A 23,689-nucleotide genomic window follows, 5' to 3' on the forward strand; every position below is an offset into this window, starting at 1 on the left:
AAAAAGGAAAAAGCCCTACTTGCCTGCGCGAAACGCGGCAAATCAGGACTTTAGTTTAACATAACTTTCACTAACGGTAGTTCGTAAATTGCAGGTCAATCTGTAAATCCGCCCCTCTTAGCATCGCCATAACGGCTTGCAAATCATCAAGGCTCTTGCCAGTAACACGGATGGAATCGCCTTGAATCTGGCTCTTCACTTTCAGCTTTGAGTCACGAATAAGCGTATTGATCTTCTTCGAAATATCTTGCTCGATGCCTTGCTTCAGCTTAATCTTCTGTCTGACTGTTCCTGCAGAAGCGCCCTCAACTTTACCGAACTCCATGTTCTTGATCGGAACGCCGCGCTTGATCATTTTGGATTGCAAAATATCGATAACGCTCTTCAGCTTGTACTCATCATCGGAGACGACAACAATATCTTCCTTCTCAAGTTCGATGCTACTCTTGCTGTTCTTGAAATCAAAGCGCGTCTCGATTTCACGCAGCGCTTGTGTAATTGCATTGTTCAGTTCTTGCATATCGACTTTCGATACAATATCAAACGCATTCTCTGCCATGTTTCATTGCAACTCCTCTACATCTTTTTCATGAAAAACATTATAACTCATCTTTATCCGCAAGAAAAGGCATTCACCCCTGACATTGCCAGGAAGAATGCCCTTCTTCATTGCGTTGCAGGAGTCTCCGTTGTCTCCTTTTGCGTTCCCGCAGGCGTCTCAGTCGTCGTTTCAGCCATATTCAGCTGCATTCTGCGCGGATTCGCTTTATTGCCATCAACGAGTGCAACGCCGTCGACGGTCACTTCAACATAATCAGCTCGCCCTACATTCACATAGGCAGGTCCGTCCACCTCAAAGGTTTCCGTTCCTCCTGCTGTATCAAACTGCTTCTGATAAATATATTTTCCGCTGCGGTTCTTGCTCTTGATGCCGACCCACACGCGACCGGTTGCAGTAAAAGTAACGGTATGCTTGCCTGCCGGAGCTACGGTATAGAAGTCAACAGTTCCGCTTGAACGGTCCAATGCCAACGTTGTTGTTGGTGGAGGCGGTGTCGTCTGTTCGACCGGTGGCGTTTCGTCTTTTGGAGGCGTTGTAACATTGTTCGTTTGACCGTCTGTCGAATTATCCGTCGTTGTTTGATCAGTATCGGTATTGTTCTTAACCGTATCCTTATCTGGTGTCGTCTCAGGCGGCTTCGTCTGATCCGTCATCTTCGTCTGGTCCGCCGAATTGACCTTGTCCTTGTCCGGCTGCTTAATCGCATAGACATAGACCAATACCGCGATCAGAAGCAGGAATGACCACATTAGCGCGCGAAAGCCCCACCGACTAAGACGGTCAGATGAATGAGATTGCGCCCGGCGTGGCCGCTGAACGGGTTCAATCACTTGCTCCGGAGCGCTTGAAGGGATTTCATTGGTATATAAGCGAAGCACCTCTTCAGCATCTAAGCCGACCGCTTCCGAATAGTTTTTCACAAATGCACGCACATAAAAAGATCCAGGCAGCACTTTATAATTGCCGTCCTCAATCGCTTCGAGATAGCGTTTGCGAATTTTCGTTAATTCCTGGATATCATCCAGTGACAGATTGCGCTGCTCCCTTGCCTTCCGCAGCAGAGCGCCTAAATCCGACATGACCACACCTCCTTAGTTTAGAAATCGTCATACCCCATCGTAAACTTCTCGTATGAAATTTCCTCATCCGGTGTATTGCGAAGCTCGATAATGTAATCGAAATCGCTGTATTCAAAGGAAGATTCCTTAACGAAAATATCCGGATGCTCAATAACCTTCGTCGAAGGCATCGCCATTATTTCATGAAGGAGTGCATGATGCTTCTCATTCGATCTGATTGTACTTACAATGCCATCAATAATAAAAATGTTGTTTGGCGTCATTTCCTCTTCCGACAGCTGGCTGCGCACGGTCTGGCGAAGCAAAGTAGATGAAACAAACGTCCAACGTTTATTGGAGCAAACACTGCCCGCAATGATGGATTCTGTCTTCCCTACGCGCGGCATTCCGCGCAAACCGATCAATTGATTGCCTTCCCGTTTAAACACCTCGCCAAGGAAATCAACGAGCATACCAAGCTCATCGCGCGTGAAGCGGAACGTCTTGCGGTCGTCCGAATCGCGCTCAATGTAGCGACCATGGCGAACAGCAAGAATATCAACAAGCTTTGGCTCACGAAGCTTCAGAACGGTAATATTGTCAACCTTCTCGAGCATACGGCCGAGAATTTCGATTTTCTCATCATCATTTGTTTGGAGCAGCATGCCGCGCGTACGGTTCTCTACGCCGTTGATTGTAAGGATATTGACTTCAAGCATCCCGAGCAGCGAAGCAATGTCGCCAAGCAGACCAGGACGGTTCTTATGTATTTTATATTCCATGTACCACTGTTTGAACTCCATAGGACACCTCTATTTAAGTATAAAAAGGATAATGCGGCTCTAAAAACATTATTCTACAATATTCGTCAATATCCTGCAACTCATCAAAACATTACAGAAAAGCCTCCACTAGCGGGAGGCTTTTCCGAATCATTCAGAAACTATAAGTTTCACGCCTAACTTTTCTGAATGAACGTTTACGATTGCTGGACAAGCTTGACCATCAGGCCTGCAATCGTTTTACGCTCTGACTCATCGCCGACATCCCATAGCTCTTTAATTGCCCGTTCCTGCTCGTTCTTAGGATCGACCTTTTCCCCAAGGAAGGAGCCGATCTCATAAGCAAGATTCGCAATCGTATCTTCGTTCAAACCCATTCCTTTAGCCTGTGAAACACGATCATTCAAGAAGTTTTTCCAAGTGTCGTAATTAGAAAGGACAGTTGACATTTGTTCGTTCCTCCTTTGCGCGTTAGCCGTTACTCGGCAACAATCGTATTTTACACGCAAAGCGTCCTTCTTATACAACAATCAACCTTTAGGTTAGCCAGCCGCCGTTCGGACTGATGATCTGACCGGTAATATAAGCTGACTCGGGCAGCGCCAGAAAATAAACGAGCGATGCAATTTCTTCAGGCTGCGCAAAGCGTCCGAGAGGAATTTCCGACTCCAAGGCGCTTTTCTCTTCAGCGTTCAGGTTGTCCAACATGACGGTATCGACAGCACCTGGAGCGACGGCATTAACCGTCACGCCTGATGGGGCGAGCTCCTTAGCCAACGCTTTCGTAAAAGCGTTCATGCCGCCCTTGCTCGTTGAATAGAGCACTTCACACGAAGCGCCCGACATCCCCCAGATCGACGATACATTAATGATACGGCCGAAGCGCTGTGAGATCATTGCCGGCATGAACAGCTGTGTGCAGAGGAACATGCCCTTCAAATTCACATCCATCACTTCATCCCATACCTCATCCGTCACGTCGGCAAGCATGCTGTAATGCGCAATGCCAGCATTGTTCACGACGATGTCCGGCATCATGCCGCGCTGCTCCAGCTTCTCTCGCATCCGAGTGAGCTGTTCTCTAGAACGAATATCTGCCGTTACGGTCAATACATTGGCAGCGCCAAGACGCATGCAGGTGCGAGCAGTTTCGTTCGCCGCTTCATGCGCTTGATTATAGTGAATGACGACGTTCATGTTCTCCGAGGCGAACCGGCGCGCAATTGCCGCGCCGATGCCTCGGCTTCCCCCAGTTACAAGAACCGTCATTTCCTTTAATGTTTTCACTTCGCTTCTTTCGCTACAATGGATACTGCCATTCGGTTCCAGTCGAAATGACTGCGCAGCCGCGCATTCGCTTCATCCAGTGTGATATCTTCATACACGGGTACAAGCTTGAACAAGTCAGCACCACGGAACCGATACCGCGTAAATTCTCCGGCAATTGCCTCAGGGGAGTTGAGCATACGCAAGTAGCCGCCAATCTTCTTTCGTTTCGTCCTTTCGAAAGTCGCTTTATCAAGGCCGCTCGCCTTAGCGCCCTCGATCGCCTCACGCAGTCTGCGAATGAGCTCATCCGGGTCCCGTGTTTCGCCACCAACGACGGAGAACGCATAGTCCTCGCTACTGTTGAACTCATGCCCAAACGAATCGGAGATAAGATTGTCATCGTACAGCGCATGATAAATCGGCGAACTCGAGCCGAGCAGCGCCTCAAGCATCAGCTTCGTCGTCAGTTCGGTGCGAAGCAGCTCTGTTGGATCTTTCGAACCGCGAGCTTCCTTGAAGCCGATCATGCACTTAGGCATGGACACTGGAAGTTCCGTCGTCTTGCGAGCTATCTTTACCGTCTCCGGTTCTGCATCGAAGAATCTGGCAATTTCACCTTGCGGCTCAAAGCTCTTCGCAGCCTGATTCTCACGAACCAGCTGCATAACAGCTTCAGGCTCTATTCCACCCACCACGAAGAGGAACATATTCGACGGATGGTAGAACGTTTCGTAGCAGCGGTACAGCGTTTCTTTATCAATTTGATAAATAGACTCGACTGTTCCCGCAATATCAATATGAATCGGATGCTTGTGGTACAGTGCATCTATTAATCCGAAATACACGCGCCAGTCCGCATTGTCCCGGTACATATTGATTTCTTGCTCAATGATGCCTTTCTCCTTCTCGACATTCTCGTCTGTGAAGTAAGGGTTCTGAACAAAGTCGATAAGCGTCCGCAGGTTCGCATCAATTTGCTCGGTTGCCGAGAACAGATAGACAGTCCTGTCAAAGCTTGTAAACGCATTCGCTGAAGCGCCCTGTGATGCGAAGGTCGCAAAAATATCACCTGTCGGCTCCTCGAACATTTTGTGCTCCAGGAAGTGGGCTATTCCGTCCGGTACGGAAATCGGCGTCTGTTCGCCAACTGCGAAACGGTTATCAATGGAGCCGTATTTCGTTGCAAACGTCGCATAGGTTTTGCTAAACCCTTGCTTCGGCAGAACGACGACTTCCAGACCGTTTGGCATTACTTCACGATACAGCTTCTCTTGAACGCCTGGGTAAGCTAACGTCTCCATCTATTAACCCTCCTTCCGATCACGTAGGAAATAGATCGTATCAAGCTCAGTCTTCTTCGCAATCGCAGCGATCTGTTCAGCCGTTACTGCCTGAACTTGCTCGAGCAGCTGCTGAGCCGAGCGCTCCCGCTTCGAGAGAATCGCATTGAAATCAAATCCGATCATCTCATTCGCGGAGTCTTGCAGCTCGCGCAAATGGTTCGCGATCATCGCTTTCGTCTGATTCATCTCCAGATCGGTATAAGAGCCGATGCGCATGCTTTCAAGCTGCTCTTGAATAATGGTTGTCGCCTTCTCATAGTTGGCGAACTCGATCCCTGATTGGATTGTGCAGATGCCTTTATGCCCATCAAGACGGGATGCGGCATAGTAAGCGAGACTCGCTTTCTCCCGTACGTTCAGGAACAGCTTCGAATGCGGGTATCCGCCGAGTATGCCATTGTACATGAGCGCTGCAGGGTAATCGTCGTCCCCATAGGCGGTATTAATACGCAGGCCCAAATTAAGCTTGCCTTGCGTTACCTCCATCCGCTCGACAACGTTACGAACTTGGCCTACAGGCTTACTCACGACAGGGAGTTCGTAATCCGCCGGCTCACCATCATTATGATGGAACGCTTCAGCTACGAGCGCTTTCACTTCTTCCAGCGACGTATCCCCAACGACATAGAGGTCGAAAGCAGCTTTGGACAGCCAATCACGGTACGCAGCCGTGATCGACGCCGGTGTAATGCCTTCGATATCCTCAAGCTTGCCAAGAGGGTGAAGCCGATACGGTTCATCCTCGCACATCACTTCTAGGCAACGCTCTGCCGCATATCTGATTTTGTCATTAATAATCGCTTCCAGCCGCTTGCGCAGCGTTTCTTTCTCCGCTTCGACATACTTCGAACGCAGATGGCCGTTCTCGAGTGTCGGCTCTGTCAGCACTTCGCCGAGCAGCTTCAGCGATGCCGCAAGCAGCGGTTGGTTCGATGAGACGAACTTATCATTGATGACATCCATGCGGAATTGTACAATCTGAGCATCGCCGCGCTTATAAACATCAAAGCCGAAGCCTGCGCCGTACAGATCGTCCAGCCGCTCGCGAAACGCGATAGTTTCTGGTGTAGATGCCGTTCCCCTGCGAAGGATAAACGGTACTAGGGCTACCGATGTAACGGTTTCTTCCGTTAGAGGCAGACCTGCGTATAAAGAAATCGAGAAGGTCTTGAAGCGCTGTGTCGGCAATACATGCAGACGAATTCGATTCAGCTGACCTCGTTGAAATGGAGAGTTGCTCACGCTCGTGACGTCCCCTTCCGCTCAAGTTTATAAAGTCAATCTATTCCATTTCCCAAACTTCTATTCCATTCTACCCGATTGGAAATGGAAGAAGCAACCTGCGGTCGAATGCAGGCTGCTCCCGTAATTGCTACATGCAGAAAATATGTTTGCCGATTGTTTTGACCTGTGGACGCGACCAAATCCACTTCGATGTTGCTGTCTCCGGATTGAAGTAATAGATACAGCCTCCGGTTGGATCCATGCCGTTTATGGCATCTTGAACGGCCTTCTTCGCATTCTCATTCGGTGTCAGCCAAATTTGTCCGTCCGCTACAGCCGTAAATGCCCCCGGTTGAAAAATAACGCCGGACACCGTGTTCGGGAAGCTCGGCGACTTCACCCGGTTTAGAATGACTGCTGCCACCGCCACCTGGCCGATATAAGGCTCGCCGCGTGATTCGCCATACACCGCATTTGCCATCAGTTTCAGATCATTCGCACTAAGTCCAAGCTTATTCGACTTGCTAAGATCAGTAGAGTCGGAGCTTGCAGGCGGTGAAGTACCTGTTCCAGTACTGCCGCTGCCGGAGCTCTCAGCTGTCGGCTTCCAATCCTTTGTTGCTTCCCACAGCTTCAGCTTCGTCTTGGCGCCTACAACGCCGTCGGCTTTTATGCCGAACTTCCATTGAAACCAAGTCACTGAATTTTTCGTCTTCGTACCGAACACACCGTCTATCGCTCCGTCGAAAAAACCGAGCGCCTTCAGGCGGCCTTGCAGCTCCTTTACGTCTTTGCCGGACGAGCCAACCTTAAGTATCGCACTGCTGAACGTCTCGGTTGTCTTGCCAAAGGAAGCATGCTTGATCGTAAATGCGCCAAACAACAGAAGGACGATGACGATGGTCACCGTTATTAAACGATTTCTCATCACTAGAATCTGCCTTTCTCTTGCAAGTGGTTTCGTTAAGCAAGCGAAGCATATGGCTAGTATGAGAAATCAAGGGAATGATTATGCACGAATCTGGATTAGGAGCTAATCTTTCCTGCGTCATATTGATCCAGCGTCAACATGACTTCACGCGGCTTGCTGCCTTCGTACGGCCCGACAATGCTGCGTGCTTCCATCTGGTCAATCAGTCTTGCTGCGCGCGTGTAGCCAATCCGCATCCGCCGCTGTAGCAGCGAGACGGAAGCTTGCTTAGCCTCCAGTACGATCCGAACCGCTTGATCGTACAGCTCATCGAGAATCTCTTCGGGCTCGGTTACACTGTCGTCGATCTCGGGAACGAGATCTTCTTTATATTCCGCTTCTCCTTGACCGCGCGCATAAGCAACGATAGATTCGACCTCCTGATCGGAGAGCCATGCGCCTTGGACACGAATCGGCTTCGACATGCCTACAGGCAGGAACAGCATATCTCCTCGGCCAAGAAGCTTCTCCGCGCCGACAGAGTCAAGAATCGTACGCGAGTCCACCTGCGAGGAAACGCCGAATGCAATCCGCGAAGGGATGTTCGCTTTAATAAGACCTGTAATAACATCGACTGATGGACGCTGCGTAGCGATAATCAAGTGAATGCCGGATGCACGCGCCATCTGCGCGAGACGGCAAATCGAATCCTCTACATCATTAGCAGCCACCATCATGAGATCGGCAAGCTCGTCCACGATAACAACGATATATGGAAGCACTGCCGCAGGATTATCTGCCATCAACGTATTGTAACCTTCAATGTTCCGTGTTCCCGACTTAGAGAATAGCTCATACCGCTTCTCCATCTCGACCACAATTTTTTTAAGCGCGAGTGATGCTCGTCTCGGATCGGTTACTACTGGAGCCAGAAGATGTGGAATGCCATTGTACATATTGAGCTCAACCATCTTCGGGTCAATCATGAGCAGCTTCACTTCATCTGGGCGCGCTTTGAACAGAATGCTTGAAATAATGCCATTGATACAAACCGATTTACCTGAGCCTGTAGCACCAGCTACGAGCAAATGGGGCATCTTAGCCAAGTTGCCGACAATCGGTTGACCGGAAATATCGCGGCCGAACGCAATCGACAGCTTGGAGCTGGCGTTCTGGAATGAAGGCGTCTCCATGACCTCGCGCATCGTCACGACGGAAACCTCGGTATTCGGCACCTCAATCCCGATGGCTGACTTGCCCGGAATCGGCGCTTCCATCCGAATATCCTTCGCTGCCAAGGCAAGCGCGATATCATCGGTTAAGCCTACGATCCGGCTTACTTTCACGCCGGTTGCAGGCTGTACTTCATACCGCGTAACCGCAGGTCCCCTTACAACATCAAGCACCTTCGCTCGAACGCCGAAGCTCTCCAGCGTAGCCTCCAGCTTTCGACGCGCCTCGATTGAATCCGCGGAATCGCCGGACTTCCCGCTCCCGCTCGGCTTCTGCAGAAGCGTTAGCGGAGGCAATATATAAGGCTTCTCCGTGGGCGGCTTCACGATGCTGCCCGGACTCTCTAGGCTATCCGGTTCATCCGGTGTAATCGCTGGACTTGTCGGTATGTTCGTGACAGGCAGCTCGCTATCGAACTCCTCGTCTAGGTCGTCATTGTCCTCCTCATCCTTATTAGGCGGCTCTTGCTCTTCATCAGGAACATAATCTGCGAGTATAGCCGCGTCCGCATTGGTATCGGCAATTTTCTCCCATTCTGGTTCGTCCTCTGCCTGGCCTACTCGCTGTACATGTGGCGAAGACTGCGATCCAGGCTCTTTAAATTGCTCCAGTACATTCGCTTTCCAACCATTCTCATCTTGCTCATCCTCATCATCCTGCCACTGAACCGCTCGGGTTCCGCCTGCCATCGCTGCTGTCGAGTGCCCGTCCTCCATCTGCCATTCCGTATCGTGCGCATCGGCATTCGAAGCGTCAGGCACATCATTGAACCAAGAGAAGAACGGAGACCTGCGCTTAGGCTTAACCGGTCTTGGGAGCTCATCATAGTCATCATCATCATCGTCCAGATCATCCGTCATGACTACACTGCCTGTCGCTGCAGCTCCTTTTGCATTGGATGCTGCAAGCGGCTTCCGCTTACTGAACAGCTTCACGCGAAGCAAGGACCATAGTCTCGCCCCCCGAATCCTTCCTGCACGCAGCAGATCCACATACGATTTGCCAGTTATGAGCATGATTGCGATCGCGAACATGACAATCATAATGAACTTCGCGCCAAAATAGCCAAACAGCCCGTATAGCAGCGTATACTGAATGGCTCCTGCATAACCGCCGCTGATTGATGTCACCGCACCTTGATCGCCTGCAGGCGCATTAAAGAGCGCGCCGCGAACGTCACTGCCTAGCTGTGCGAGTATGTATGAAGCAGTGAGGCCGCCTGTCGGCTCCGTCTTCTGGTCCATAACCGCAATCGAGCTCCAAAGCGTACAAGCAAGAACACATAGCAGTAACCCTGTCTTGCGGCTTGACCAGCCGGATGGCCAAGCACGTTTCACCATAACCACGAGTCCCACGTAGATTCCAATTAAAGCAAGGACAAAATAAAAATTGCCCAATATGAGAGCAAACAGTTTGGTCAACGATCTGCCCACCGTAGCCTCTCCGGATAGCGCAATGACAGATACTGTAATCAGCAGAATTCCATACACTTCATATTTAAGGCTCGTCTTGATCGAGCTCTTTCGTTTCTTCTTTTTTTTCGCCAAAATGGTCACCTCTGGTCATTATTATACCATAGGAGACCGACCATTTGTTCTACAATTATCCAATCTGTATCAAAGGTTACGATACCGAATGCCCATATGGGATAAGGGTTCCCGGCGATAGTTCCGGTCGCAAGTAGGCATCAAGCGGACCGTCGAGCAGCCGAACGATACGGCCGATTCCTGGTGAGACTGCTTCGATTTGCAAAGTCACATCTCCAATATGGACGGACACATATGGACCAGGTTCCGTATTAATTCCGTCGAAAACAAGCTCAGGCGGCATTATCGAATAGATCGTCATTGTGTCAGCCCTCCAGTTGATGCGGATTGCTTACGCTGATCGATAAAGAGATTGAGCTGGCGCAGCGCCTGTCCAATCCCACCTACATCATCAATAAGCCCGTGCTTCACCGCATCTGTCCCGATAACGGTAGTGCCGATATCTCGCGTCAGTTCACCGGTCTTGAACATGAGCTCCTTGAACTTCTCCTCCGTAATGTTCGAGTGAGAGGTCACAAACCGAACGACGCGCTCCTGCATTTTGTCCAAGTACTCGAATGTCTGCGGGACGCCGATAACGAGCCCGTTCAATCGTATCGGATGAATGGTCATCGTTGCGGTCTCCGCGATGAACGACTTATTCCCCGCTACCGCAATCGGAACACCAATCGAGTGCCCGCCTCCGAGCACGAGTGTCACAGTCGGCTTCGTAAGTGAGGAGATCATCTCTGCGATGGCGAGCCCTGCCTCCACATCACCGCCGACTGTATTAAGCACGATCATAATCCCTTCTATCTTCGAGTTTTGCTCCGCTGCAACCAGTTGTGGAATGAGATGCTCATACTTCGTCGTTTTATTTTGCGGCGGGAGCACGAGATGCCCTTCCACCTGTCCAATGATGGTCAAACAAAAGATGTTCGATTCCGAGGATGACGGCGTCGATGTCTGCCCAAGCTGCGTAATCGCTTCTACGACCGGATTTGTGCTAGGCGGCTTGTTGTCACCTGCTGGTGGTCCTGGCTGCGGCTGCGGCTGCTCTGATTTAAACTGAATCTCTTCTTCCCACATTGCATAAACCTCCTCCAATATTGCCTATGGTCGGCTCTGCATAGTATGGAATTAGCCCACAGATTTATACAACTGCTGCAGCAAGAACGCAAAAAAACGGCCTTCTCATCAGAAGAGAAGACCGCCAGTTGATTCATATTCTATACTTCCATAATGATTGGCAAAATCATCGGGCGACGGCGTGTTTGCTCATACAGGAAGCGACCTAGCGCGTCCTTCACGTTCGTCTTCAGTGATGCCCATTCATTGACTTTGTCGTTCATTAGCTTATGCAAAGTTGATGTTACGATACGGTTCGCTTCTTCGAGCAAACCTTCGGACTCACGCACATAAACGAAGCCGCGGGAGATAATGTCCGGACCGGACAAAATGGTTCCGTCTTGCTTGCTCAGCGTCACTACAACAACAAGAATACCGTCTTGGGAGAGCAGCTTGCGGTCGCGAAGTACGATGTTACCTACATCGCCAACGCCAAGACCGTCGATGAGTACGTTACCGGCTGGCACTTTGCTGCCTTTGCGTGCTTGTCCACCTTGGAATTCAACTGTATCGCCATTATCAAGAACGAAGATGTTCTCGCGTTCGATACCAACTGCTTCGCCGAGAAGCGCGTGCTGACGAAGCATACGGTACTCGCCATGGATCGGAATGAAGTACTTCGGTCTGATGAGATTCAGCATCAGCTTCAGCTCTTCTTGGCTGCCGTGACCGGATACGTGTACGCCGGATACAGAGCCTGGTCCATAGATTACGTTTGCGCCTAGACGGAATAGCTCGTCCACCGTACGGCCGACATAACGCTCGTTACCTGGAATTGGCGTAGCTGCAATAATAACAGTGTCGCCTGGCAAAATGTCCACTTTACGGTGCGTCGAACGCGCCATTCTAGTAAGTGCGGACATTGGCTCGCCTTGGCTGCCTGTGCAAAGAACAGCAACGCGGTCTGCAGCCATTTTGTTTACTTCTTCAGGTTCAATGATCATACCTTCCGGGATGTTCAAGTAGCCAAGCTCAGAAGCAATCGACACGACATTAACCATACTGCGGCCAACGACAGCAATTTTACGCTTCGTTGCTACTGCAGCATTCACAACTTGCTGAATACGGTGAACGTTCGAAGCGAACGTAGCAACGACAACGCGCTGTGTAGCTTTGCGGAAAATATCTTCAAGCTCATTGCCGATCATGCTCTCCGAAGGCGTGAAGCCTGCGCGCTCTGCATTCGTGGAATCGGACAGAAGCGCAAGAACGCCGCGAGCTCCGATACCAGCCATACGTTGCAAATCAGCATATTGATTGTTAACCGGTGTATGGTCAAACTTAAAGTCGCCTGTGTGAACGACCAAGCCCTCAGGCGTGTCCAAGCATACGCCAACCGAATCCGGAATACTGTGATTCGTTTTGAAGAAGGATGCACGGATCGAGCCAAGCTGGATCTCTGTGTCCGCATTGATCAGGATGCGTTTCGTCTCGCCTAGCAAGCCCGCTTCCTTCAGTTTACCTTCAATCAAACCGAGTGTTAATTTCGTACCGTAAAGCGGTACATTTAGATTCTTGAGCACATACGGCAAGCCGCCGATGTGATCCTCGTGTCCGTGAGTAATGAGAATACCTCTTACTTTATCGCGGTTCTCTGTCAAATACGTTATGTCAGGGATAACGATATCGATTCCGAGCATATCTTCTTCTGGAAACTTCAAACCTGCATCAACTACGACGATATCGTTTCCATATTGGACAACGTACATGTTCTTACCGATCTCGCCAACGCCGCCTAGTGCAAAGACAAGCAGCTTATCCTGGATGTTTTTCTTAGACAAGTGTATCCGTACCTCCTAATAGTTTTACGAAGCAAATCAAACCACAGCTGCAGCCGTCGGCCGCAAACTGAAGAAAGCTTGTCCGCACCATATAATAATTTATTTGTAGCGCATGAAATCGCATCGTTTATCGCTTCCTCCCGCAGGATCGAAAACGCATGCAATTAATAACTAGTGCATTTGAACGCCACCCTTGGCGTTACCCATTTTCAAATATTTTGCCGCACACCGTCACTTGCCTTCATTATACATGATTGAAAATACGAAAAACAAGTAATCGGTAATAACTGTATCCGAAGCGTCAACGGCTGTCGTCGTCCTCCGGCGGAAAAAGCTAACGTTTCGCGGAAACATTATAGAAATTCAAGCAAGAAATACTTGTAAATTTTATTATGCAAACAAAAAACCGATGCAAACGCACCGGTTTTTCGCGAATGCAGCAACTATGAATAAAAATACAAAAATGAACTTAGTTCAAAATTTTACGAAGCGATACAAGTTCTGCTTCCGTCGCGTCTACAAGCGGTAGCCGAACGCCGCCAACCGGAAGTCCTTTTTCCTTCAGTGCTGCTTTGACCAGTACCGGATTCGGCAGGTCGAACAGTCCGCGGAAGATTGGCAGCGACTTCGCATGCAGCTTCGCTGCTTGCTGCACTTGGCCATCCAAGTAGCAATTAATCATTTCACGAATTTGCTTACCAATAATGTGACTCGCTACACTTACGATACCGTGCGCGCCAACAGCAACTGCAGGCAACGCACTGCTGTCGTCACCGCTGTATACGCGGAAGTCCGCAGGAGCCTCAGACACGATTTGTGTCACTTGGTCGAGCGATGCACATTCTTTTGTAGCAATGATATTCGGAATTTGAGCGATCCGCAGCGTCGTCTCTGCAGACATGCTGACAATGGTACGTCCCGGAACGTTATACGCCATAATTGGCAGCTTCGTAGCTTCGGCAATGACTTTAAAATGCTGATAAATGCCTTCTTGAGTCGGTTTATTATAATAAGGAACGACAATAAGAGCTGCATCGACGCCACATTGCTCTGCGATTTTCGTCAAATGGATCGAATGAGCGGTCTCGTTGCTGCCGGAGCCTGCGATTATTTTGCAGCGGCCAGCCGCATGCTTCACAGCATAAGTAAACAAAGCGATCTTCTCATCGTCGGTAAGCGTTGGAGATTCTCCAGTCGTACCTGATACGACGATACTGTCCGTTTGTTGTTCCTCGATCAAATAGTCCATTAACCGTCCTGTTGTTTCCCAGTCAATCGAACCGTCAGCGTGGAACGGGGTAACCATTGCAGTAACTATTCTTCCGAAATCCATTATGACTCCTCCTATAAAGTTTACGAGAGCAGCTTGCACAAACGTAAGCATCTACTTGGCATCGTAAGCATCATTTCTTAGCGTATTTACTCGTGCAATGAAAACTTGGCATGCAGCGCTTGAAGCGCGCTTGCCATATAGCTCTCGCTAACCAACACCCATATCGTTGTATTGGAGTCAGCTGATTGCAGAATTGGAATTCCTTGTTCCGTCAGCGCTTCCACAATCCGCGCCATAATGCCTGGAACACCGTTCATTCCGCCACCAATGACCGAAATCTTGGCGCAGCCGCTTACCGCTTTAGGCGAATAACCGATCTCGTGCAGTACCGATACCGCTTTGTCCGCATCATGATCGAATACCGTATACACAGCGCCGCCGGGATTTACATTAATGAAATCAACGCTAATTTGGTGACGTGCCATCGCTTGAAACACCTGCAGCTGCACGTCAGTATGACCATCCTGTGCTTGCACCGTAATTTGGGTTACTCCGCTGACATGCGCTACGCCTGTTACGTGACGATCACGTACTGCAGCTCTCGCAGCATCGAAGATATCGGTAACAAGCGTGCCTTCCTCTTCGGAAAATGTCGAACGAACGCGGAGCGGAATGCGCGCTTGCTGCGCGATTTCGACAGCACGCGGATGAATGACCTTAGCACCTTGTCTGGCCATATTGCCAATCTCAGCATAACTAATGACGGTTAATGGTCGAGCATCCTTCACGATCCGTGGATCTGCCGTCAGAATGCCATTCACATCTGTATAAATATCAACACGCTCTGCATGAAGCGCAGCACCAAGCGCCGTTGCCGACGTATCGCTTCCGCCTCTGCCAAGCGTCGTCATTTCCCCTACTTCCGTTACACCTTGGAACCCTGTAACGATGACTACATTGCCGTCCTTCAGCGCCTTATGGATGGCCTCTGTACGGATTTCAAGAATTCGCGCACGGCCATATTGGCTGTCTGTAATAATACCGGCTCCACCGCCTGTAAGCGCAACCGCGGGAATATTCGCCGCGCGGAGCAAGCTGCACATCACTGCGGCTGAGATAATCTCGCCGCACGCTTGCAGCATGTCTTGCTCTTTAGGCGGCAGTGAATCGCCGTGTCCGCGAATGAGTGAGAGCAGCGTGTCCGTTGCATACGGATCGCCTTTTCTCCCCATTGCAGAGACGACAACGACAAGACCGTACTGTCGTTGCCGTTCCCGCTGAATATGTCCAATGACGAGCTCTCTTGCCTCATTCGAAGACAGCGAAGTGCCACCGAATTTTTGCACAAGGATGCGCATTGTCAAACCTCCGTATTCTGTCGGATTTTCACCGTCTGAATCGTTGGTACTCTGACATCTGCTCCTGCTACGAACATTCATTCCATCTCGATAGCGATATATTCTGCGATCTGTACTGCATTCCATGCTGCGCCTTTAAGCAGATTATCGGATACGATCCACAGGTTTAGTCCTCTTGCATGGCCCAAATCACGACGCAATCGACCGACGAACACATCTGGCTTACCTGCAGCGATTGTCGCCAGCGGGTAAAGCTGCGATGCCGGGTCATCTACGAGCGTAACCCCTGGAGCCTCAGCAATGAGTTTCCTTACTTCTTCCATTTCATAATCGTTCTTAAGTTCTACGTATACTGATTCTGAGTGACCGTATACGACTGGAATACGCACACAAGTCGCTGTCACTTCAATGGAATCATCACCTAAGATCTTCTTCGTCTCGCGAACCATCTTCATCTCTTCCAATGTATAGCCGTTGTCTTGGAATTTATCAATTTGCGGAATAGCATTGAATGCAATTTGATGCTTCACAGGCAAGGAGCCTACAGGCAAAATGTCAGGTATCACGACATGACCTTCAAGCGCTTCGCGGGTTTGGCGCATCATCTCGTCAATTGCACGAGTGCCGGCTCCCGATACAGCTTGATACGTCGATACGATAATGCGGGCAATGCCATATCGATTCTGGAGCGGTGCCAAAGCAGCAACCAACTGAATCGTTGAGCAGTTCGGGTTCGCAATGATCCCTTTATGCTCAGACACTTTATCCATATTCACTTCTGGTACGACAAGCGGTGTTTCTGGATCCATGCGGAATGCGTTCGTATTATCGATACATACCGCACCGCTCTCGACAGCGTGGGGGGCGAGAAGCTTTGACACATCGCCGCCCGCACTGAACAAGGCAATTTCGATCCCTTTGAAACTGTCTGGCGTAGCTTCTTCAACTGTATGCTCTTTACCTTTGAACATGATTCTCGTACCGGCCGAACGTGCGGAAGAAAGCAACTTTAACTCATTGATCGGAAAGTTCCGTTTCTCGAGCAGGCCAATAATTTGTTCTCCTACTGCGCCTGTCGCCCCAACTACTGCGACGTTAAACAATTTCTGCGACACTGGCTGCTGCTTCCTCCTCAAAATAACTTATGTCAAGGATTGCTCCAATTGCATATGAATTCAAACAATTTCAACTATCATAAGCGCGTACCGGATTAAGTACGCTCAATAAGGAGTGGCTGTAGCTGCTTGCCTTGCAGCGCCGCTTCACATGCTTCAGGAACAAGCTCCATCTTAGCGACGAGCGAGTTCGGCTTCTGAATCGGATTGTCTTGGCCAAATGGTACAAAATACACATTCTTCGTTACTAATAATTTCGCAATATTCGCGGCATTCAAGCCCAGACCGTCGTTCGTTGAGATTGCAAGCACGAGAGGACGCTGATTGCGCATCTGTGATTTCGCTGCCATCAGAACGGGACCGTCTGTCATCGCATTGGCAAGTTTACTTGTTGTATTGCCCGTGCAGGGCGCAATAACAAGGACGTCGAGCAGTTTGGATGGCCCCAGGGGCTCCGCATCGACGATCGTGGATATAATTTCGTTGCCTGTAATCGACCTCAATTGACGCTGCCATTCTGCAGCCGTTCCAAAGCGAGTATCTGTCGTAATGAGCGTCTGTGAAACAATTGGAACGACATTCGCTCCCTCATCGATAAACCGCTGGATAACCGGCATTACTTCTGCAAACGTACAATGTGAACCGGAGAGCGCATAGCCCACCGTTTTTCCTTGCCACTTCATTGCCCATTCCCCCGTTGCAAAGAATCTTCCATAATCAATCGACTTAAACAATCCGCAATGATACGTCCAGCGGTTTTAGGTGCGACGATGCCAGGTAGACCGGGGGCGAGCATAGCTTTAATTCCACGCTTCTCAGCGAAGCGAAAATCCGTTCCGCCGGGCTTAGAAGCGAGGTCGATAATGACCGCTCGCGATGGCAAATTTGCTATAATTTGCGCTGTGACTATCATAGTCGGAATTGTATTAAAAAGCAAGTCAATATTGCTCACATGATGCAACAGATCCTTGAGATAAAAGGGCTCAAACCCCATCTCATATGCCCTTGCAAAATGCTCCTCGCGGCGTACGCCGACCTTCACTTTCGCCCCTAATCCTTGCAGCGTTCTTGCCAGCGTAAACCCGGTTCTGCCGATGCCAAGCACCATGCATGAGGAGCCGTGAATCGTGATGTCCGTGTTCTGGATCGCCATCATGACGGCCCCTTCGGCTGTCGGAATCGAGTTGTAAATTGCGACATCATCCCGATCAAACAGCTCCACCAGACGAACGCCATGTTTTGCACATAAATTGCGCAAGTAAGGCTTCGCCATACCTGTATAGACGGTACAGTGCTTCGGCAGCTTCGCCACATGATCATCAGTCAGCACAAGCTCCTTGTCACTGAATACGGCGATAATCTTCCCGTCATCATCTGTACCAACCGCAGGCAGCACAAGCGCATCCACGCTTGTGAACAAATCTTCGCTCATCTCAGCCCGGACCGCCCCGTCGAGTGACGAATGAAGCTGGTCGAAGCCAGCGACTGTGACAAGTGCGTCGAGCTCGGTCAACTTCCGGATGACCTCCAGTCCCCGGGCATCACCACCGAGAAGTAAGACCTGAACTCCTGTCAGCATAGGTATCACTTCCTTTCTACTGCTACCGTTTGGCGCAGAACAAGTTGCGCACCAGGGCCGCGGTAAACACGCAGGCCTTTAGGCGCTCTTAAGCAGCGTCCCGGTTGACAGCAAGCTGTAGCCGATGGCGCGGGTAGCAAGCACACTTGCGAGATTGACCGCATGCGCTCTTGGTTATAGATCATCTTATGCATTCGCCCAGAGCAGGGTGAAAAGAGAATTATACGTTAAACGGGGAAACGCTGCGCATGTCGAATGATCTTCCGATCGCTGTTGTACTTGGATTCCTAGAACAACTTAAATCGGTTGGAATCCAATTACAAAGGCGAACGCTGACGCTTCTCCAGATTCATTCGACCTGCTCCGCCACTCGTTTAACTTTATCGGAGGAACAACAAAAAGGCGGCACAGAGAGAACCTCTGTGCCGCCTTACGCATTCTTATTATCAGTATTTACACACCCGTATGTCCAAAACCGCCTGCGCCGCGAACGGTATCCGGAAGCTCGTCGACTTCCGTAATTTCGATAGCCGGCACGAGCTGGATCACCATCTGCGCGATGCGCTCACCGCGTTCAATGACGAACGGCTCCTGCCCGTGATTGATAAGCAGCACCTTCACCTCGCCGCGATAGTCAGCATCGATGGTTCCCGGAGAATTCAAGCATGTAATGCCATGCTTGAACGCGAGCCCGCTCCGCGGACGGATTTGCGCTTCCAGCTCGCCGGGCATCGCCATCGAGAAGCCTGTCGGAATGAGCTTCCGCTCGCCGGGCTGAAGCGTGACAGCTTCGCTTAATGCAGCCTGCAGGTCAAATCCAGCTGCAAGCTCTGACATTTTGCGTGGCAATTGCAAATCTTCGTTGCCGGGCAACCGTTTAAAGTGTACTTGAAACAAGCGAGTCCCTCCCGAGTGCTGCTGCTGCTTTATCGTTGCTGCCTACCATTGCGACCGAGAAAGGAACGGACAGCATTCTCTTGGTAACCGCATGAATATCGCTCATCTGCACGGAATCGATCCGCTCCAGCATTTCATCCAGCGTATAGTGACGACCCAGCATAAGCTCATTTTTGCCTAGACGATTCATCCGGCTGCTTGTGCTCTCCAAACTAAGTATAAGGCTGCCCTTTAGCTGTTCTTTACCGCGGTGCAATTCTGCATCACTTAGCCCTTTTACAGCTAGATCATGCATTTGCTCAAGCGTCAGATCAAGCACTTCCTTCGTCTGCTTCGGCGCTGTACCTGCATAGACCGTAAACAGACCGCTATCCGCATACGAAGTATGGTAAGAGTAAACGGAGTAAGCAAGCCCACGCTTCTCGCGGATTTCTTGGAACAGTCTGGAGCTCATGCCGCCGCCGACTGCGTTATTGAGGAGAATCATCGCATACAGCTGCGGATCTGCGATGGAGCAACCTGGGAAAGAGATACAAATATGATTCTGTTCCGTCTTCTTCTTATGGAAGAGATACTGACCGCTGAACGTCGGCGTCGTAACAGCAGTCTCACTGCCAACATTGTTGAATCCGCCAAAATGTTTCTCCAGCAGCTCAATAAGCCCCGCTTCTTCTACATTCCCGGCAACCGCGATTACCGTATTGTCGATCCGGTAGCTGCTCTTCATAAAGTTACGAAGTGAATCGCTGTCCATAGCGCTTAAGCGCTCTTCCAGACCAAGAATTGAATACGCAAGCGGATGATCGCCGTAAGCGGCGCGAGATGCTTCATCATGTACTTTATCGTCCGGCGTATCCTCATACATCGAAATTTCTTCGAGGATAACATTTTTCTCTTTAGCGAGCTCGCCAGCATCCATTTGCGAATTGAAGAACATATCCGCAAGCGCATCTACCGCTATCGGTAAGTGCTGATCAAGCACTTTGGCAAAATAACAGGTGTACTCCTTCGCTGTAAAAGCGTTTACGTTCCCGCCGATACCGTCGAAGAGATCTGCAATATCTTTGGCGCTGTGGCGCTCTGTTCCTTTGAACAGCATATGCTCGATGAAATGGGAAACCCCGTTATTCTCCGGTGTTTCGTTGCGGGAACCGTTCTTTACCCAAATCCCGAATGAGACAGAGCGACAAGTCGGGATATATTCCACAACGACGCGTAACCCGTTGCTTAATTGATAAGTATTCAATTACAATTCCTCCTACACGTTTCTGCTGCCTACTTGTTCTTTCGAGCAGTTGTCATTTTATGGTGCTGCCATAGAAGCAGAAATACAATGTCTCCACTATATCAAAATTATGGTGCTGCCTCAACTAAAGCGACTCTTTTGGAGGAAAGCGTCTCACTTACCGTCCCTAGCCTCAATCCTTTCTGTTTAATGGCTGTAATGATGCCCTCAAGCGCGCTGCTTGCGGAATCCGTCGGATGCATCAGAATAAGTGAGCCTGGCTCCACCTGAGTACGGACTTTACGGATGATGGAATAGGCTGGCGGATGTCTCCAATCGACCGTATCGAGTGTCCACAGCACTGTCTTGAGCCCCTGCTCAGCCGCTACATCAACTGTCATCTGATTGAAATCACCCGAGGGCGGCGCGAACCATTTGTTCGTCACATGCAAGGAAGATTTCAGCAGCGCCTCAGTCTTTGCAATTTGATTATATGCAGAACGGCGGTCTAACTGACTCATATTCGGGTGGGTATACGCATGATTAGAAATCTCATGTCCATCCGCTTGAATAAGCTTCGCAACATCTGTGTTCTTCTTGAGCCACGAACCATCCATGAAAAAAGTTGCTTTCACATTCTCTTTCTTCAGCGTAGCAAGCATGGTTGGGATATACTCATTGCCCCATGCCACGTTAATCATAAGCGCGACCATCGGCTTATTCGGATTGCCCTTATAGATGGGATACCGCCCGAGTGAATCTAAGCTGACCTTCGGCTCAACTTCCTTATAAACGTAGCGGATCGGAACGTTCTCAGGCGCATTCTTCATGAGGAGGTAGGTCTTCTCGACATCGACCTCCAGCCCATTGTAACCTGGAACGGCTTTCCAAACGCGGTCAACCGAAGCATCAACCGCCGCTACCCGCTTCTTCTGCGCTTCTGTCTCAATCATGTCCTTAAGCGAAGTTAGTCCGGATGCTGCATCGAAGGCTTGTATATTGGTATTGGCTCCTCCATGCTTCATCGCGGCGACATATAAGGAAAGCGGTTCGTTCAACCGCACTGTAAAAACCAGCGCACACATCAGTAGTGCCATCACAAGTGCTTTCTTCAGCTTCATACGTTGTCCCACCCTTTCTCCTACATCTTATTATGGCTCGGACAACAATATGAGTAAGCAGATGAAACGCAACTTTTTTTGAAGCACAAAAAAAGAAGACAGATTCGCATCTGTCTCCTCTTATTTCGAGCCGATTATTGATTATGATTGTTGAGCTGGCACTTCAGGCGTCAACAGAACTTTGCGGGAAAGGTTGATACGGCCTTGTGCATCAATTTCAGTAACTTTAACTGTAATTTGATCGCCGATCTTCACCACGTCTTCTACTTTCGCTACACGCTCGGAAGAGATCTGCGAGATATGCACCAAACCGTCTTTGTTCGGCAAAATTTCTACGAAGCAGCCGAATTTCTCGATCCGCTTAACTGTGCCGAGATATACCTCGCCAACAATGACTTCGCGAACGATGCCTTCGATAATTTGTTTAGCACGCTCATTCGCTTCTGCATTAGAAGATGCGATGAACACCGTTCCGTCTTGCTCGATATCGATTTTAACGCCGGTTTCATCAATGATTTTGTTGATGATTTTACCGCCGGAGCCGATAACGTCACGGATTTTGTCCGGATGAATTTTCATGATGACAATCTTAGGCGCGTATTTCGACAAGGCTGTACGCGGTGTAGCCATCACTTCATTCATTTTGCCCAAAATGTGCATACGGCCTTCACGCGCTTGCTCCAATGATTGGGACAGAATCGCACGGTCAATACCGTTGATCTTGATGTCCATTTGGATCGCGGTTACGCCTGCTGCAGTACCTGCAACCTTAAAGTCCATATCGCCTAGGTGATCTTCCATACCTTGAATATCCGACAGAATGGAGAAGTGATCGCCGTCTTTGATCAGACCCATTGCAATACCTGCAACTGGTGCTTTAATTGGAACGCCTGCATCCATCATCGCAAGTGTGCTTGCGCAAATACTTGCTTGGCTTGTGGAACCGTTGGATTCCAAAACCTCGGATACGAGACGGATCGTGTACGGGAATTCTGTTTCACTTGGGATAACCTTCGACAACGCGCGCTCACCAAGAGCACCGTGACCGATTTCACGGCGGCCAGGAGGACGAAGCGGTCTCGCTTCACCAACGCTGAACGGCGGGAAATTGTAATGGTGCATGAAACGTTTCGTTTCTGTCAGGTCAATACCGTCGAGAATTTGAACGTCGCCAAGTGCGCCAAGCGTACAAACGCTGAGCGCTTGTGTTTGTCCACGTGTGAACAAGCCAGTGCCGTGCGTACGCGGCAGCAAAGCAACGTCGCATTCAATTGGACGAATTTCAGCCAATCCCCGTCCATCCGGACGAACTTTATCATGAGTGATCAAGCGGCGAACTTCTTCTTTGACGATATCATAGAGCACTTCTTTCACATCGCCGAGAAGCTCAGGTGTTTCAGCATACTCCGCTTCGAAGCGAGCAATAGCATCTGCATTGACTGCGTCAATTGCTTCTTGCCTTGCATGCTTCTCAACGACGCGAACAGCTTCAACAAGGCGTCCTTGCGCGAATGCGCGAACCGCTTCGTTAACCGACTCGTTAACCGCATGCAGCTTCACTTCGAGCTTCGGCTTGCTAGCAAGCCCTTGCAGTTCTTCGATCGTTGTTACGATACGCTTGATTTCGTCGTGTCCGAACATGATCGCTTCGAGCATCACTTCTTCCGACACTTCGTTTGCTTCCGCTTCCACCATCATGATGGCATCCTTCGTTCCGGAAACAACGACAAAGATGTCGCTCTTCGGCAGTTGCTCAACCGTCGGGTTGATGATGAACTGACCGTCAATACGACCCACGATGACACCACCGATTGGACCGTTAAACGGAAGATCGGAAATGCTCAGTGCAGCGGATGTACCGATCATTGCAGCGATTTCCGGCGAACAGTCTTGGTCAACGCTCATGACGATGTTCGCGATTTGCACTTCGTTACGGAAGCCATCGGGGAACAACGGACGAATCGGGCGGTCTGTCAGACGGCTTGAAAGAATGGCTTTCTCGCTCGGACGGCCTTCACGCTTAATGAAACCGCCTGGGATTTTACCAACCGCGTATAGACGCTCTTCGTAATTCACCGTCAACGGGAAAAAATCAAGATTCTTCGGTTCGTTCGATGCAACGACCGTACAAAGCACAACAGTTTCGCCGTATTTCACGGTAACTGCTGCATTAGCTTGCTTAGCGAGACGGCCTGTCTCAAGAATGAACGGGCGGCCGCCCAATGTTGTTTCTACACGCTGCAGCATTATAATCCTCCTCACCGCAACCGCTATACCTCACTCAAGGTACTCGATTGTCAGTCTT

Annotated in this window: 21 protein-coding genes; all 21 read right to left on the reverse strand. The window is 49.9% G+C overall.

Features of this window, described 5'->3' with window-relative positions:
• Window positions 1-70 precede the first annotated feature (70 nt).
• The 21 genes from AC0LWF_RS24905 to pnp all read right to left on the reverse strand — a co-directional run bounded on the left by AC0LWF_RS24905 (window position 71) and on the right by pnp (window position 23,631).
• Window positions 71-559 carry a YajQ family cyclic di-GMP-binding protein gene (locus tag AC0LWF_RS24905; RefSeq protein ID WP_474654237.1) on the reverse strand — a complete coding sequence of 163 codons (489 nt, stop codon included), beginning with the start codon at window positions 557-559 and terminating at the stop codon, window positions 71-73.
• Window positions 560-666: 107 nt separating this feature from the next.
• Window positions 667-1,641: a helix-turn-helix domain-containing protein gene (locus AC0LWF_RS24910; RefSeq protein ID WP_474654238.1), complete on the reverse strand. Its 975-nt coding sequence runs from the start codon at window positions 1,639-1,641 to the stop codon at window positions 667-669.
• A 17-nt stretch (window positions 1,642-1,658) separates the two neighbouring features.
• Window positions 1,659-2,423, reverse strand: a complete 765-nt coding sequence (locus tag AC0LWF_RS24915; RefSeq protein ID WP_090574242.1) for a DUF3388 domain-containing protein — start codon at window positions 2,421-2,423, stop codon at window positions 1,659-1,661.
• A gap of 176 nt (window positions 2,424-2,599) precedes the next feature.
• Window positions 2,600-2,851, reverse strand: coding sequence for a DUF3243 domain-containing protein (locus AC0LWF_RS24920; protein WP_474654239.1), 252 nt, complete (start codon window positions 2,849-2,851; stop codon window positions 2,600-2,602).
• An 88-nt stretch (window positions 2,852-2,939) separates the two neighbouring features.
• Window positions 2,940-3,671 carry an elongation factor P 5-aminopentanone reductase gene (gene ymfI / locus AC0LWF_RS24925; protein ID WP_474654259.1) on the reverse strand — a complete coding sequence of 244 codons (732 nt, stop codon included), beginning with the start codon at window positions 3,669-3,671 and terminating at the stop codon, window positions 2,940-2,942.
• Window positions 3,672-3,685: 14 nt separating this feature from the next.
• Window positions 3,686-4,972, reverse strand: a complete 1,287-nt coding sequence (gene yfmH, locus AC0LWF_RS24930) for an EF-P 5-aminopentanol modification-associated protein YfmH (RefSeq protein ID WP_474654240.1) — start codon at window positions 4,970-4,972, stop codon at window positions 3,686-3,688.
• 3 nt (window positions 4,973-4,975) lie between these two features.
• Complete coding sequence (gene yfmF, locus AC0LWF_RS24935; protein ID WP_474654241.1) at window positions 4,976-6,256, reverse strand: EF-P 5-aminopentanol modification-associated protein YfmF; 1,281 nt, start codon at window positions 6,254-6,256, stop codon at window positions 4,976-4,978.
• Window positions 6,257-6,386: 130 nt separating this feature from the next.
• Window positions 6,387-7,166, reverse strand: coding sequence for a spore cortex-lytic enzyme (gene sleB, locus AC0LWF_RS24940; protein WP_474654242.1), 780 nt, complete (start codon window positions 7,164-7,166; stop codon window positions 6,387-6,389).
• A gap of 98 nt (window positions 7,167-7,264) precedes the next feature.
• The gene (locus AC0LWF_RS24945) at window positions 7,265-9,928 is read right to left on the reverse strand and encodes an FtsK/SpoIIIE family DNA translocase (protein WP_474654243.1); all 2,664 of its coding nucleotides are present in this window, start codon (window positions 9,926-9,928) and stop codon (window positions 7,265-7,267) included.
• A 76-nt stretch (window positions 9,929-10,004) separates the two neighbouring features.
• On the reverse strand, window positions 10,005-10,229 hold the full coding sequence (locus AC0LWF_RS24950) for a YlzJ-like family protein (protein ID WP_474654244.1): 225 nt from the start codon (window positions 10,227-10,229) through the stop codon (window positions 10,005-10,007).
• A complete protein-coding gene (locus AC0LWF_RS24955) occupies window positions 10,226-10,996 on the reverse strand; it encodes a ClpP family protease (RefSeq protein ID WP_474654245.1) in 771 nt (256 codons plus the stop codon). The genes AC0LWF_RS24950 and AC0LWF_RS24955 overlap by 4 nt, the downstream gene beginning before the upstream one ends.
• 140 nt (window positions 10,997-11,136) lie before the next feature.
• Entirely contained in the window at window positions 11,137-12,816 is a 1,680-nt protein-coding gene (locus AC0LWF_RS24960) for a ribonuclease J (protein ID WP_090574228.1), read from the reverse strand.
• 469 nt (window positions 12,817-13,285) lie between these two features.
• The gene (gene dapA, locus AC0LWF_RS24965) at window positions 13,286-14,149 is read right to left on the reverse strand and encodes a 4-hydroxy-tetrahydrodipicolinate synthase (protein WP_474654247.1); all 864 of its coding nucleotides are present in this window, start codon (window positions 14,147-14,149) and stop codon (window positions 13,286-13,288) included.
• Window positions 14,150-14,235: 86 nt separating this feature from the next.
• On the reverse strand, window positions 14,236-15,447 hold the full coding sequence (gene dapG, locus AC0LWF_RS24970) for an aspartate kinase (RefSeq protein WP_474654248.1): 1,212 nt from the start codon (window positions 15,445-15,447) through the stop codon (window positions 14,236-14,238).
• 77 nt (window positions 15,448-15,524) lie between these two features.
• A complete protein-coding gene (locus tag AC0LWF_RS24975; protein WP_474654249.1) occupies window positions 15,525-16,562 on the reverse strand; it encodes an aspartate-semialdehyde dehydrogenase in 1,038 nt (345 codons plus the stop codon).
• Between the two features lie 95 nt (window positions 16,563-16,657).
• Window positions 16,658-17,245: a dipicolinate synthase subunit B gene (locus tag AC0LWF_RS24980; RefSeq protein WP_090574219.1), complete on the reverse strand. Its 588-nt coding sequence runs from the start codon at window positions 17,243-17,245 to the stop codon at window positions 16,658-16,660.
• A complete protein-coding gene (gene dpsA, locus AC0LWF_RS24985) occupies window positions 17,242-18,141 on the reverse strand; it encodes a dipicolinate synthase subunit DpsA (RefSeq protein WP_090574217.1) in 900 nt (299 codons plus the stop codon). The genes AC0LWF_RS24980 and dpsA overlap by 4 nt, the downstream gene beginning before the upstream one ends.
• A gap of 453 nt (window positions 18,142-18,594) precedes the next feature.
• Entirely contained in the window at window positions 18,595-19,038 is a 444-nt protein-coding gene (dut, locus tag AC0LWF_RS24990; RefSeq protein WP_474654250.1) for a dUTP diphosphatase, read from the reverse strand.
• Window positions 19,019-20,284 carry a M16 family metallopeptidase gene (locus AC0LWF_RS24995; protein WP_474654251.1) on the reverse strand — a complete coding sequence of 422 codons (1,266 nt, stop codon included), beginning with the start codon at window positions 20,282-20,284 and terminating at the stop codon, window positions 19,019-19,021. Before AC0LWF_RS24995 ends, dut begins: the two co-directional genes overlap by 20 nt.
• Window positions 20,285-20,391: 107 nt before the next feature.
• On the reverse strand, window positions 20,392-21,384 hold the full coding sequence (locus AC0LWF_RS25000; RefSeq protein ID WP_474654252.1) for a polysaccharide deacetylase family protein: 993 nt from the start codon (window positions 21,382-21,384) through the stop codon (window positions 20,392-20,394).
• Between the two features lie 141 nt (window positions 21,385-21,525).
• Entirely contained in the window at window positions 21,526-23,631 is a 2,106-nt protein-coding gene (gene pnp, locus AC0LWF_RS25005; RefSeq protein ID WP_474654253.1) for a polyribonucleotide nucleotidyltransferase, read from the reverse strand.
• Window positions 23,632-23,689 lie beyond the last annotated feature (58 nt).

This window comes from Paenibacillus sp. sgz302114 (genome assembly GCF_056120345.1).